Below are 13,818 nucleotides of genomic sequence, written 5' to 3'. Positions count from 1 at the left end.
CCGCCTTGTGCGGGCCCTTTTCTTATCTACAGCAAGCCGTGGGCAAAGAGGCGCTACCGCTGCCGCCAGGCCTGCGAGCGCTTCAACAGCAGCCTTGATACGATACCGTGCAGCAGGCGAGCGGCGACGTTGGTGTAGAAGATCATCATGCCCATGGCAGCCGCGGGCGCGATGTCGCCGGCATCGTCCATGTTGAGCACGGCCACCGAGGCGAGCTGCGTCTGTGTGGAATAGAGGAACACCACCGCCGACACTGTCGTCATCGCATTGACGAACAGATAGATTGATATGTCGAGGATGGCGGGCAGGGAAACCGGCACCGTCACCCGGAAGAACAGGCGGTGGAACGGCTGCTTGAGCGAGGCTGCGACCGGCTCGAACTCGCGGTCCATCTGGTTGAGCGCAGTCAGCGCCGTGAGGTGTGACACCGTATAGAAGTGGGTGACGGTGGAGACCACCAGGATCGCCATCGTTCCGTAGATCGCGTTGAGCGGGTTTGCCGGATCGTTGAAGAAGAAGATGTAGGAGAGGCCGAGGACCATGCCCGGCACGGCCATCGGCAGCATGGCAAGGAACTGGAAGAGTGTGCGGCCGGCCGCGAAGCCGTCGGTCTTTTCCACCATGTAGGCGCCGACGAAGACGATGATCGTGCCGAAGACGGCGGTGAGCAGCGCCATCACGATCGAGTTGTAATAAGCGCCCCAGCCGCCGCCATCCATCAGGTCGAAGCGGAAGTTGTTGAGGCTGGGTGTCAGGTCGTAGGGCCAGAATTTCACTGTCGCTGCAAACTGGCAGACGCCGATCATCATCAGGATGAAAAGGGCGACGGCGGAGCAATAGACGAAGCAGGCGGTATCGAAACTGCGATCGGGCTTCGGCTGATAGGGCACCGAACGCGCAGACAGCAATGCCACCTGGCGCTTTCGGATGGCGCTGTCGACGAAGAAGGCGGCGACGGCGGGCACCAGCAGCAGCACAGCCACCACCGCGCCCATCTCGAAATTCTGCTGGCCGATGACCTGTTTGTAGATGTCGACAGCGAGCACGTTGTACTGGCCGCCGATTACCTTCGGCAGGCCGAAATCGGTGATGACGAGCGTGAACACCACGAAGGCGGCGGAGATGATGCCGTAGCGCGCTCCCGGCACCGTAACGGTCCAGAAGGTGCGCCATGGGCTCGACCTGAGGGACTGCGCGGCCTCGTAGTGGCGCTGGTCGGCTACCGACAGCGCGGTAGAGATGATGAGCAGGGCGTGGGGCAGGGTGAAAAACACCGAGCCGATGACGATGCCGATCGGGCCGTAGATGGAATGGCCCATCATGAGGCCCTTCAACAGGCCCTGATTGCCGAAGAGATAGACGAGCGCGATGCCTGGCAGCAGCGACGGCACGAGAATGGGAATGGTGGTGACGAGCCTGAAAAAACCCTTGAACGGCATGCAGCTTCGGTTGAGTGCGTAGGCGAGGCCGAAGGCGATGCTGATGACCAGCACGGTACTGATGACACCCATCAGCACCGAATTGGCGATCGATTGCGCGAGCGCCGGGGTCGAGAAATAGGCGACGAAATTGTCGAGCCCGAGCGAAGCCGAGGGGCGGATCACCACCCGGCGGAAGGTGTTGGAATCGAGTTCCAGCCATTCGGTACCGCGATGCAGTTCCGAGCCCACCAGATAGGCCGCGTCGTCGCTCGTGCCGCGGATGCGGTACATGACCGGACTGCGGAAACTGAAGTCGGGATAAAGCGCGGTCAGGGAGAGGCGGCCGTCAGAGCCGGTGTTCAACTGGTCGGGCGTGATGACGCCCCCGACTTCCTCATTCAGCGTGGCGACGGTCTTCGGCTCGCTCCAGTTCGTAGCGCTTTCGTCACTGCGCTGGAGCTCGAAGGCGGTCAGGTCGAACTCGTAGGTCGAGACGGACTTTGACAGCAGGACGTAGAGCGGGGCGGCAAGCGCCACCAGCAGATAGAGCGAGATGACCACCATCAAGCCGCGCTTGACGAGATCGTCGCCGGAGACCCTGGTCCGCAACGCGCGGCCCTTGGGGATTTCGAGCGTTGCGGCGGTCATGTCAGGCGGCCCTCTCGGGAAAGACGAGCACCCGGTCGCGCGGGAGTTCGACGCTCATGGCGCTGCCCTCGGCGATGTCGAGCCTGCGCACGGCATTGATGGAGAAATCGGCGACCAGCAGGCCGTGGCCAAAGCGCGGCGAGGCGAGGCGGGTGCGCCAGAAGCCGCCCAGGAATTCCATCTCGCGCACGTCGACCTCGATCAGGTTCTCACGCGTGGCCACCACGTCCGGCGCGCCGGGTGAGCGGGCGCCGTCGCCGTGAGGAATGACGTCGACCGGACGGATCACGGCGGTGACCGGCGTGCCGGCAGCGCAATCGTGCGGCGCGCAGGCGAGCTCGGTGCCGGTGAGCGAAACCCTGCCGTCGGCCAGCACCTTGGCGGGAAACTGATTGGTCTCGCCGATGAAGTCGGCGACGAAGAGGCTTGCCGGTTCGCGATAGACTTCGGTCGGCGTTCCGACCTGCTCGATCACGCCGTGGTTCATGACCACGATGCGGTCAGCCATGGCGAGGGCCTCTTCCTGGTCGTGGGTGACCATGATGGTGGTCACGCCCAGCTTGCGCTGCAGGTTCTTGATCTCGTGGCGGAGGTGGACGCGCACCTTGGCGTCGAGCGCCGAAAGCGGCTCGTCGAGCAGCAGCAGGCCGGGAGAGATGGCGATGGCACGCGCCAGCGCGATGCGCTGCTGCTGGCCGCCGGAAAGCTGGGCGGGGTATTTCCTGGCCTGGCTGGCAAGGCCGACGAGGTCGAGAAGTTCGGCGACCCGCTGCGCGATTTCGGCTTTCGAACGCCGGGTGTTCTCAAGGCCGAAGGCGACGTTCTTCTCGATCGTGAGGTTGGGAAAGAGCGCGTAGGACTGGAAAACGATGCCGTAGTCGCGCTGGGATGGGGGAAGCACCGATATGTCCTTGCCGCCCTGATGGACGGTGCCGCGGGTCTGAAGGTCGAGACCGGCCACAGCGCGCAGCAGGGTTGTCTTCCCGCATCCGGAGGGGCCGAGGAAGCAGACGAACTCACCTTCCTGGATCGACAGCGAGATGCCCTTGAGCGCGGCAAAGTCGCCAAAGGTCTTCCAGACGTTCTCGATCTGCAGGTAAGGCGATTTCACCGGTTCGGTCCCTTCCGCGGATAGCCGCGAGCGTACCGCAGCGCTGGTCGCGCCGGGAATGGTCTCGTGTTTCATCGCACGACCTTTTGTTTGGCATGAAAAAGGCCGGGCGCGATCATCGCTCCACCCGGCCTTGTCCTCAAGGGGCTAGCCCTTCGGTTCGGACTTTGCGTCGTAGCGCTTCTGCCATTCAGCCAGAATGGCCTTGCGGTTGTTGGCCGCCCATTCGAAGTCGTTCTCGATCATCTTCGACGGAATGTCCTCGGGCAGGTGCTCGACCGGCTTGGCAATGCCGGGATAAGCGACGACCGCGTAGCCGACATTGTACATCTCGTTGGCTTCCTTGGTGATCGACCAGTCGACCAGCTTCTGGGCAGCCTCGAGATTGGCGGTGCCGGCGATGATGGCGGTTGCTTCCGCTTCCCAGCCGGAGCCTTCCTCGGGGAAGATGATGTCGATGGGCGCGCCCGCCTTCTTGGCGTTGGCGCCCGGGAACTCGAAGGATACGCCGATCACGGTTTCACCGGCCGCCGCCATCTTGCAGGGCTTGGAGCCGGAGTGGGTGTAGGCAGCGATGTTTTCGTGCAGGCCGTCCATGAACGCCCAGGCGTCGTCCTCGCCGAACATCTGGATCCAGGCCGACACGTCGAGGAAGCCGGTGCCCGACGAGTTCGGGTTCGGCATGACCACGTGGCCCTTGTATTCCGGCTTGGTCAGATCCTTCCAGGATTTGGGCGGGGTGAGGCCAAGCTTCTCCGCCTCGATGGTGTTGTAGCAAAGCGCGGCCACGTAAGCGTCCATGCCGACCCAACTGGGCGGGGTGGAGGAATCCACGAATTTCGGGTCGAGCTTGTCCACGCCGGCCGGCGCATAGGGCTCAAGCATGCCCTCGCTCTTGAGCAGGAGCAGGGAGGTCGCGGCCACGCCCCAGACTACGTCGGCCTGCGGGTTGTCCTTCTCGGCCAGCAGCTTGGCGGTCATGACGCCGGTGGAGTCGCGAACCCAGTTGACCTTGATGTCGGGATTGGCGGCTTCGAAGGTCTGCTTGTAGCGGTCGAGGTCGACGGCCTCGATCGAGGTGTAGACGGTCAGCTCGGTCTGGGCGAAAACAGCCGAGGCGGAAAGAGCCGTCGCGAAAGCTGCGAATGCGGCTGCGCGATATGTTGTCATGATCGTGTTCCCCATTATTTGGCACCTGAAGCGGATGCGAGGGGACGCCTGCTGCTCTGCGGCATGCCGGTATCGCCGGCTTCAAAACGTCCATGGTGGGATCGTGGGGAAAGTGTCGCGATAAGTAAAATCTATTTAATCGATGGTACTATCGCGCACGGCGATATTTGTCATCGCGCCGTCATGTACCGGAAAGCGGATGCTCAGCCGGCCATGACCGCGCGCTCGACGGTCGCCAACGCACGGTCGAGATCCTCGCGTTCGATGATGAGCGGTGGTGACAGGGTCAGCACGTTGCCGGCGCTGATCTTGAAGCTCAGGCCTTCCTCAAGGCAGCGATAATAGACGCGCTCGGCCAGCTCGCGGGCAGGGGCGTAGCTGTCGGTATCGGTCACCAGCTCGACACCCATCATCAGGCCCCGGCCGCGTACCTCACCGAAATGAGGGCTGCGGGCCAGGGTTTCCGAAAGCCTTGCCATGGCGTAGCCGCCGAGCTCGGCGGCGCGCTCGACGAGGCCTTCCTCTTCAATGATGCCGATGGTGGTGAGGGCGGCGCGGGTCGTCACCGGGTTCTTCTCGTGGGTGTAGTGACCGATCGCGTAGTCGCCAGCGACGTCGAGGTCGCGTCGCGCGATGACCGATGCGATCGGCAGGATGCCGCCGCCCAGCGCCTTGCCCAGCACGAGAATGTCTGGAATGACCCCGTCATGCTCGTGCGAGAAGAACCTGCCGGTCTTGCCGAGGCCGGTCGGGATTTCATCGAAGATGAGCAGGGTTCCGTGCCGGTCGCAGGCTTCGCGCACGGCTTTCCAGAAACCAGGCGCGGGAACGAGCGGCGTGGCGCGCATCGGCTCGGCAATGACGGCTGCGAAATCGCCCTCGCGGCCAAGCACATACGAGATCATGTTCGCGCAGGCGTGGGCGGACGCTTCGAGACTGTCGTGGCCGTAGGCACAGTTGCGGCTGGCCCATGGCGCGACGTGCTCGGCGCCGGTGACGAGCGGGCCGGCGATCTGCGAGCGAAACGTTGCCTCGCCGCCGACGCTCGCGGCGCCGAAACCGGCACCGTGGAAGGCATCCCAGAACGAAAGGGTCTTGAAACGACCCGTGGCCGCACGCGCGATCTTCAACGCGACCTCGATCGCATCCGAGCCGCCGGTCGTGAAAAGCACTTTCGAGAGATCGCCCGGTGCAAGGCGGCCAAGCTTCTCGGCCAGCTCCACCGCAGGCTCGCAGGCGAAGCGGCGCGGGGCGAAGCTGAGATCGTCGAGCTGCTGCTTGATCGCGGCAACCAGCCGGGGGTGGGCGTAGCCGATATGGTGGACGCTGTTGCCGTGGAAATCCATGTATCGCCGGCCAGCGAGGTCCTCGATCCAGATGCCCTCAGCCTTCGCGATCGTCGACACGCAGGGGCTCGAAAGGCTCTGGTGCAGGAAGGCGTCTGCGTCGCGCTGGAGAAGTTCACGCGTCGGCACATGATGCTGACGCGCGTTCCATTTCTGCCTTGCCGCCGCGCGGTTGGACTCGCCCTCGGTGTGGACAATGCTCATTGTCGTGTCTCCCCGCCCCGGTGTGACGTCTGCCCGGCTACGGTGCCGGACGCCTCAGTTGAATAGCTCGCTTATGGTTTCCTCGCCAATGGCGAAAGCCGTGCTGGCGCCGGTGCCGCTGGTGATCATCACGAGACGGATGTCATCGCCGCCGTGCTCACGGAAATGCGCGCGCTCCGGTGCGGAGGCGTAGGTGCCGGTCCAGCGCGCCGAGACTGTCGGTGATTTTGCAAAGACCGCGCCGAACTCGCGAAGGATCAGCGCGTCGACGGCTTCCGAGCCGAACGGATCGGGCGTCTTCCCATAATGATGGGAATCGCCGACGACGAGCGAACCGTCGGCGCTCTGGACGGCGATCATGTGCACGCCGTTGCGCAGGGCTTCGGCGCTGTCGTCTTCGAGCCGCGCGCGCAGGGCCGAGGCTTCGGGCAGCAGCGCGTATCCGGAATAGCGGATCAGGCTCAAGTCGGAGACGACGGCCGAGGCTAGGCGCAGGCCGCTCGGGGCAAGGCGCAGCATCTGCAGCTTGCAGCGCTGGACGTTATGCCGGGCGATCAGCTCGGGAAAGAGCCCGGTGAGATCGTCGCCCGGGCAGACGACGACCTTGCCGGCGCGGATCGGGCCGCTGCTCGTCTCGACGACCGGAGGAGAGACGCCGATAACGGTCGTGGCGAAACGGAAATCGACCTTCAGCTCGGCCTCGAGATAGGCCGCGATCCTCGGGATCGCCTCGCGCGATTCAATGCGGATTTCCGCGGGGCTGAGGAGCCCGCCGCGCAGGTTGCCGAGGTTCAGGCCATCCTGTCTGCGGCCGAGCTCGGCGGGGGAGAGCAAGGTGCAGCCCGCGCCGCTCTCGCTGGCCGCGAACGCCTCCAGCAGAGCCAGCGCCTCCGGGCGCTGCGCGACGGCTAGCAGACCGGTGTGCAGGACCTCGATGCCGGCAGGCCGGGCGACTTCGAGCCAAATCTCGCGAGACCGTTCAGCGAGTTTCCGCTGGCGGCCGGGCTCCTCGCCGGACACCACGACGAGGCCGAAATTCCTGATCGATGCACCGTTGGCCTGTGCGTCGCGGTCGATGACGACGACGCTGAGACCGCGCCTGGCCGCCGCGAGCGCATGGGCCAGCCCGACGATGCCCGCGCCGACGACGGCGAGATCATATGTCATGCGGGCTCTACCAGGGCAGCGAGAAGGTCTTGACGTTGGTGAACGACTTCATCGCCTCGATCACGCCTTCCTTGTAGCCGTTGCCCGAATCCTTGATGCCGCCGAAGGGGCTCATCTCGATGCGATAGCCGGGCACTTCCCAGATGTTCACGGTTCCGACCTTGAGCCCCGCGATATATTTCTGCATGCGGCGGTAGTCGTTGGTGCAGACGCCCGAGGAAAGGCCGAAGGCGGTGGAGTTGGAGAGCGCGATCAGGGCGTCGTCGTCATCGGGCGCGCGGATGATCGGGACGATCGGGCCGAAGGTCTCCTCCATCACCAGTTCGGATTCGTGCGGCACATGGTCGACGACGATCGGCGGCAGCAGGGCGCCACGCCGACCCGGGTTGTAAAGCACCTCGGCTCCGGCTTCCGCCGCCATGTGGACGCGGCTCTCGAACATCGCCGCCGCCTTCTCGTGCACGACGGTGCCGAGCTGCGTTGCCGGGTCCATCGGGTCGCCGAAGACGATCTTCTTTGCGCGCTCCAGCACCATGGGCACGAACCGGTCGGCCACCTTCTCCTGGACGAGGATGCGCTTGACGGCGGTGCAGCGCTGGCCTGAATTTTTGGTGGCACCCGCAACGGCGAGATCGGCGGCCTTGGCCAGGTCCTCGTCGGAGAGGTCGTTGAGCACGATCAGCGGATCGTTGCCGCCGAGTTCCAGCACCTGGCGCTTGTAGCCGGCCTTCGAGGCGATCAGCTTCCCGACGGGCACGCCGCCGGTAAAGGTGATCAGGTCGATGTTGGGATTGGTGATCATCTCGTCGCCGATGTCGGCCGGCCAGCCGGTAACGACGGAGAGCATTTCGGGCGGCAGGCCGGCCTCGTAGAGGATGTCCGCCAGAACCAGCGCGGTCATCGGCGTCAGCTCGGTCGGCTTGACGACGACGCAGTTGTTGGTGGCGATCGCCGGTGCGATCTTGTGCGAAACCATGTTCAGCGGATGGTTGAACGGCGTGATCGCGGAAATCGCGGTCAGCGGCTCGCGGATGGTGAAGATCTTGCGTGCCTTGCCATGCGGGGTGAGGTCGCAGGAAAAGACCTGGCCGTCATCGTGGATCGCCAGTTGACCGGCGAGCGTGAAGACGTCGAAGGCTCGGCCGATCTCATAGAGCGAATCCTGCTTGGAGATGCCCAGCTCCAGTGTGACGAGATCCGAAATCTCGTCCTTGCGCGCATTGAGAAGCTCGGCGGTGCGCAACAGGATGCGCTGGCGCTCGTAGCGGGTGAGCTTCGGCTGGTAGGCTGCCGCGATCTCGAAGGCGCGGCGCGCATGCTCGGCCCCACCTGCCGGCACGGTGCCGACCACGGTATTGTCCCACGGGTAGCGAACCTCGACGATGCCGTCGGCGTCGACCTTCTCGCCGGCGATGCGCATCGGCTCGTGGCGAACCTTGATGGCTGGTTCCGCTTTGGTCATGGCTGCCTCCCTCACTTTTGTTGTGCCGCGGCCATCGCCGCGTAATAGAAGGCGTCGAAGTTGCGGAGCGCCGGGGCATCCGGCATGTCCGGCAGGGCGCGGTTGACGATGAAGGGCACCGCCTGCTCGGTCAGGCCGCCATGCGAGCGAAGGGGCTCGTCAAGGGCGGCGAGGTCGTGCCGGTGCTCGGAGGTTCCCACGGTGATGTTCTCGCCGGAGACCATGACGATGTCGCCGATGCGATCTTCCGGCAGTTCGAAGCGTTCGCAAGCCTCCTCGCGACCAAGCACGACGGTGATGCCGTCGATGACGGCCAGGCGCTTCATGATGTCGGCGCGATCCGCGCCCTTGGGCAGATAGGCCGTGGCGAACGAACCGAGTGCGCCGTGGTGCACCACATAAGGATCGGTGATCGGCAGGATGACGCGGGCGGCATCCTTGCCGATCCATTCGTCGAGCAGGTCCTGGACATAGATCACGGAGGGCGAGCCATCGGCATGGTGCTTGGGCTTCATGCCGTGGTCAGCGGTCACGACAATGGCAGCACCCAGGGCGTCGAGCTCGCCGAGATATTTGTCGAACATCTCGTAGAAGTCGTTCGCCTGCTTCACGCCCGGTGCATATTTGTGCTGCACATAGTCGGTCGTGGTCAGGTACATCACGTCCGGCTTGAACTCCTTGAGCAGCTTGACGCCTGCGGCGAAGACGAACTCCGACAGTTCGGCCGAATAGACCTCGGGAACCGGCCGACCGAGCCAGGTGGAGGCGTTGTCGATGCCGTTGGCCGCCTTGGTGGTGGTGTCCGACTTCTCCGAGGAGAAGCAGATCGCTCGGTCTTCGTCATAGGCGAGGCCGTGGCCGAGCAGGGCGCGCAGTTTGTCCTTGGCGGTGACGACCGCGACCCTGGCGCCGGCGTCGTAGAATGCCTTGAAGACGGTCGGCGCGCGCAGGAACTTCGGATCGTTCATCATCACCTCTTCCCCGGTCTCGGGGTTGTAGAGGTAGTTGCCGCATATCCCGTGCACCGACGGCGGGCGGCCGGTCGCGATCGACAGATTGTTGGGGTTGGTGAAGCTCGGAATGACGGAGTGCGCGGTGCGAACCGTGCCCTTCTCCTTGATGCGCTTGAGCGTCGGCATCAGGCCGGCGCGAATAGCCTCGTCCAGATAGGCCGGTTCGCAGCCGTCAAGGCAGATCGCGATCGCCGGCACGCGCGGCCAGGCATAGGATCGACCGTTGGCCGACACGGTGACAGGGGACATCTGGTTCATGGCATTTCCTCAAAACTGGCAGGTCGCTGCCTGTGTCGCGCATTCCAATCCATTTGCCCAATCGCAATTCTGAATTGGATCGATTGATCTGATCTATGAATTCCCTCGGGCATCAGGCCGCGAGCTTCGAACGCTCGTCGAGGGCCGCGCTCGGCGGGGCTGCGCTCGTTACGCCCATCTCCGCGAGCGACTGGCCTGCGGCCTCGACGACGCGGCGCATGACGTGCGCGTCCATCCGGCCGATGCAGCCGACGCGGAAGGAATCCACTACCGTCAGCTTGCCGGGATAGATGATGAAGCCCTTGTCCTTCATCAGGTCGTAGAATTTCGAGAACACGAAGTTCGGATCGGCGGGGCAGAAGAAGGTGACGATGATCGGCGACAGCCACTGGTCCGACAGCAACGTCTCGAAGCCGAGTTCCTTCATGCCGGCGACCATGACATCGCGGTTCTGCGTGTAGCGCGCGCCGCGCGCGGCGACGCCGCCCTCGGCTTCGTGCATCTTCAGCGCCTCGATAAAGGCGGCGACGACATGGGTGGGCGGCGTGAACCGCCATTGGCCCGTCTTTTCCATCGTCGCCCACTGGGCGTGGACGTCCAGCGACAGCGAATGGCTGTTGCCCCTGGCCGCTTCCAGCGCCGTCTTCCTGGCGATGACGAAGCCGAAGCCGGGCACGCCCTCGATGCATTTGTTGGCCGACGACACCATGGCTTCGTAAGGGATGCGGCTTACCTCCAGCGGCACGGCGCCGAAGGCGCTCATCGAATCGACAAGCAGCTTGCGGCCGCGTGAGTGAACGGCGTCGGAAATCTCGGCGAGCGGGTTGAGGATGCCGGAGCTGGTCTCGCAGTGGATCGCGATGACGTGGGTAATCGCCGGATCGGCGTCGAGTGCTGCGGCGACCTCGTCTCCGCGCGGTGGCAGGTAGTCGCCCTTGTCGATCAGCGTGTGGGCGCGGCCGAGATAGTCCATCGTCTGGGCAGCACGCAGCCCGTAGGCGCCATTTGCCAGCACCAGCACCTTGCCATCCTTCGGCACGAACGAACCCAGCATCGCCTCGACGCAGAACGATCCCGATCCCTGCATGGGAACACAGTCATAGGCGCCCTTGTCGTCGCCGATCAGAGCGAGGAGGCGGCGGCGCAGATCGGCGGTCATCGCGCGGAAGTCGGCATCCCAAGAACCCCAGTCCCTCAGCATCGCCTGCTTGACCGAATAGGCGGTCGTGAGCGGGCCGGGTGTCAGCAGGTAGGGCTCGCCCAGCGCGGGCGCTTCCAGCGGGGCGGTTTGCGAGAATTCCGGCGCCATGGTGTGCATCTCCGATAAAGATGGGCGCACCATGCGCTCGGCTTTTCTATTTGCCAAATCGTTATTTTGTATCCATCAATAAGCCCTGGCGATGGATAGTCGACGTGTCGGATAGCCGGCAAAAAGGAAAGAGCATGCGTTACGTTCAGCTTAGGGCCTTTCACTACGTCGCCATCTGCGGTGGGTTTTCGCGCGCGGCCGAGGCGCTTTTCCTGACCCAGCCGGCGATCTCCGACCAGGTCCGCAAGCTGGAGGAAGAATACGACGTTCTTCTCTTCAACCGGCACAAGAAGCAGGTTTCGCTGACACGGCAGGGTCAGCAGCTTCTCGACATCACCCACCGCATGTTCGACACCGAGCAGCAGGCGCACGATCTGCTGTCGGAATCGAAGGCTTTGAGGTCGGGCACGCTGCGCATCGTTGCCGATGCGGCCCACCATCTGCTGCATGTGCTGGGGCGGTTCCGGGAGGCCTATCCCGGCATCCAGATCAGCGTGCGGTCCGGCAATACGGAGACGGTGATTTCGAGCCTGTTCGCGTATGAGGCCGACCTTGGCGTTCTGGGCGAAATTCCGCAAGGCAGGGAATTCGAGATCCTGCATCTCAACTCCACGCCGATCATCGCCTTCGTGTCAGGCAAGCATGTACTGGCAGGCCGGCAGTCGGTGACACTCCAGGAGCTTGCCGGCCATCCGCTCATCATGCGCGAGCGCGGGTCGAAAACGCGCCACAAGCTGGAAGCGATGGCGCAGGAGCAGGGCGTTCCGCTGAAGGCGGTGATCGAGGCCGAGGGGCGCGAGGCGGTGCGCGAGATCGTCGCGTCGGGCGCCGGCGTCGGTTTCGTGTCGGCTGCCGAGTTCGGATGGCACAGCGGCCTGTCGCCGCTCAGGATCGACGCGCCGGAGGTGACGATGGACGAGGCGCTCATTTGCCTGCGCGAGCGCTCGGGCGGCAAGCTCGTGCGTGCGTTCTGGAAGATCGCCGAGCAGTTTGCAGACGAAACGAGCGGCTGAGCGGCGAGGCCGTCCTATGAATGGGACGGCTGTGCAAGCCTGCTTTCCAGCAGGTCGCCGCTGCGCTTGAGGATCGGATAGGCCACGGTCGCCAGCAGCGAGTTGATCTCCTTGAGCCCGCGCGCGACCTCCAGGTGCATGCCGCTCGTCTCGATGCTTTCGGGCGTCCCGGTCTGCAACCGCTTGAGATGCCGGTCATGGCTGGCGCGGGCGAGTTCGCGCATCCGCTCTTTCTCGACCACGAGCTGGCGCGCGGAAGGGAGGTCCTGCGAGACGAGGACGTTGAGGGCCAGATGCATGTTCTCCAGCAGTTGCTGGTGCAGGTCCTGCAACTCGGCCCAGCCCTCGTCGGAGAAGCGCCAACGCTTCTGCGCGCGCTCCTCGGCGAGCGGCAGCAGGTTCTTGGCGACGATGTCTCCGGCGTGTTCGAGGTTGATGGCGAAATCCGTGAGCTCGATGCTGCGTCGCGCCTCCTCGCTGGTCATTTCGCCGCGATTGACCTCGGCGAGGTAGAGCTTGATGTCGCTGTGCGCCTGATTGACGTCCTCATCGACGCCTTGGACGCGGACGATCTCGACCCTGTCGCCGCCGTTGAACAGGTCCATCACCGGCCGGACCATCACTTCCACCAGTTCGCCCATGCGCAGCAGTTCCCGTGTGGCGCTGGCCAGCGCCAGCCGGGGCGTGCCGATGACCGCGCGATCGAGCGCGCTGATACGGCGGCGCAACGGGTCCTCGTCCGCCGGCTTTGCGGTGGCAGTGGGCATCAACTGCGTGAGCAGGCGCTCCATCAGGCCCACGAAGGGCAGGCTGAGCGCGACCAGGGCGGCATTGAAGAGAAGGTGCAGGTTGACGAGGCCGGCGCCGGCATCGGCGCCGAGCCATTCCAGGGGCAGGGTTGCCGTTTCGAACAGGGCGAGCGCCAGGACGGAGCCGACTGCGCGGAACAGGAGGTTTGCGACAGGCAGACGGGAGGCCTCGACCGGCATGCCGCGCGACAGCCAGTAGGCGATCAGGCCGCCGCCAAGGTTTGCGCCAAGCACCATCGGCACGGCCGCTTCGAGCGGCATCAGGCCCTGGCTTGCGAAGGTAGCAAGCATGAGAACCGAAGCGACGCTCGAATGGATCAGCCAGGTGAAGACCGCGCCAAGCAGGAACGCCGTCAGATAGTCCTCGGCCAGATAGCGGGCGATGGTGGGCAGCATGCCGCCATCGCGCAGCGGTCCGGTCGCGGTGGCGATGAGTTGCAGCGACATGAGGACGAAGCCGATGCCGAGCACCATGCGTCCGGTTTCGTGCGTCGTCTGCGCGCGCGTCTTCAGGAACAGCACACCGCCGGCGAGGAAGCAGACGGGAATGAGCCAGCCAAGATCGAACGACAGGACCCGAACGACGATTGCCGAGCCCAAGTCGGCGCCGAGCAGCAGCGCAATGCCGGTCGAGACGGGCAGGGCGCCACTCGCCGCAAAGCCGCAAGCGAGGATGGCCACCGCGGTCGAACTCTGGAGCAGGACCGCCATGACCGTTCCTCCGGCCGCGGCGGGCAGGCGACCCTTCCGCGCGCGCGCCAGAAGTCGGCGCAGCGGCGTGCCATGCGCGCGCTCCATGCCGGTCCTGACCATGTGGACCGCGACCAGCAGCAGCATGACGGCACCGGCAAGGTGGAGAAGGATCAGTGAGATGTGCATAGAGGCGG

The 13,818-nt window shown here is 64.6% G+C and carries 10 protein-coding genes; 1 reads left to right on the top strand and 9 read right to left on the bottom strand.

Annotated elements, in window-relative coordinates; all coding sequences use genetic code 11:
• Nucleotides 1-53: 53 nt before the first annotated feature.
• The 8 genes from ACVJNE_RS00260 to ACVJNE_RS00225 form a co-directional block, all read right to left on the bottom strand.
• Entirely contained in the window at nt 54-2,069 is a 2,016-nt protein-coding gene (locus tag ACVJNE_RS00260; protein WP_499561947.1) for a putative 2-aminoethylphosphonate ABC transporter permease subunit, read from the bottom strand.
• Between the two features lies 1 nt (nt 2,070).
• Nucleotides 2,071-3,255, bottom strand: a complete 1,185-nt coding sequence (locus ACVJNE_RS00255) for a putative 2-aminoethylphosphonate ABC transporter ATP-binding protein (protein ID WP_499561945.1) — start codon at nt 3,253-3,255, stop codon at nt 2,071-2,073.
• Between the two features lie 72 nt (nt 3,256-3,327).
• Entirely contained in the window at nt 3,328-4,350 is a 1,023-nt protein-coding gene (locus ACVJNE_RS00250) for a putative 2-aminoethylphosphonate ABC transporter substrate-binding protein (RefSeq protein ID WP_499561943.1), read from the bottom strand.
• Between the two features lie 203 nt (nt 4,351-4,553).
• Nucleotides 4,554-5,900, bottom strand: a complete 1,347-nt coding sequence (pbfA, locus tag ACVJNE_RS00245; protein ID WP_499561942.1) for a (R)-1-hydroxy-2-aminoethylphosphonate ammonia-lyase — start codon at nt 5,898-5,900, stop codon at nt 4,554-4,556.
• Between the two features lie 54 nt (nt 5,901-5,954).
• The gene (locus tag ACVJNE_RS00240) at nt 5,955-7,067 is read right to left on the bottom strand and encodes a TIGR03364 family FAD-dependent oxidoreductase (protein ID WP_499561940.1); all 1,113 of its coding nucleotides are present in this window, start codon (nt 7,065-7,067) and stop codon (nt 5,955-5,957) included.
• 7 nt (nt 7,068-7,074) lie between these two features.
• Nucleotides 7,075-8,529, bottom strand: a complete 1,455-nt coding sequence (gene phnY, locus ACVJNE_RS00235; protein ID WP_499561938.1) for a phosphonoacetaldehyde dehydrogenase — start codon at nt 8,527-8,529, stop codon at nt 7,075-7,077.
• Between the two features lie 11 nt (nt 8,530-8,540).
• Nucleotides 8,541-9,800, bottom strand: a complete 1,260-nt coding sequence (phnA, locus tag ACVJNE_RS00230; RefSeq protein WP_499561936.1) for a phosphonoacetate hydrolase — start codon at nt 9,798-9,800, stop codon at nt 8,541-8,543.
• 112 nt (nt 9,801-9,912) lie between these two features.
• Nucleotides 9,913-11,109 carry a 2-aminoethylphosphonate--pyruvate transaminase gene (locus ACVJNE_RS00225; protein ID WP_499561934.1) on the bottom strand — a complete coding sequence of 399 codons (1,197 nt, stop codon included), beginning with the start codon at nt 11,107-11,109 and terminating at the stop codon, nt 9,913-9,915.
• 134 nt (nt 11,110-11,243) lie between these two features.
• On the opposite strand from ACVJNE_RS00225, the gene ACVJNE_RS00220 reads away from it, so the two are divergent.
• Nucleotides 11,244-12,122, top strand: coding sequence for a LysR substrate-binding domain-containing protein (locus ACVJNE_RS00220; RefSeq protein WP_499561932.1), 879 nt, complete (start codon nt 11,244-11,246; stop codon nt 12,120-12,122).
• 14 nt (nt 12,123-12,136) lie between these two features.
• Here ACVJNE_RS00220 and ACVJNE_RS00215 read toward each other — a convergent pair whose 3' ends face one another.
• Nucleotides 12,137-13,810 (bottom strand): Na/Pi cotransporter family protein, encoded by a 1,674-nt coding sequence (locus ACVJNE_RS00215; RefSeq protein WP_499561930.1) that lies wholly within the window; start codon nt 13,808-13,810, stop codon nt 12,137-12,139.
• Between the last annotated feature and the right edge of the window lie 8 nt (nt 13,811-13,818).

This window comes from Mesorhizobium sp. DxT (genome assembly GCF_058448885.1).
This window is presented reverse-complemented; position numbering and strand designations above follow the sequence as displayed.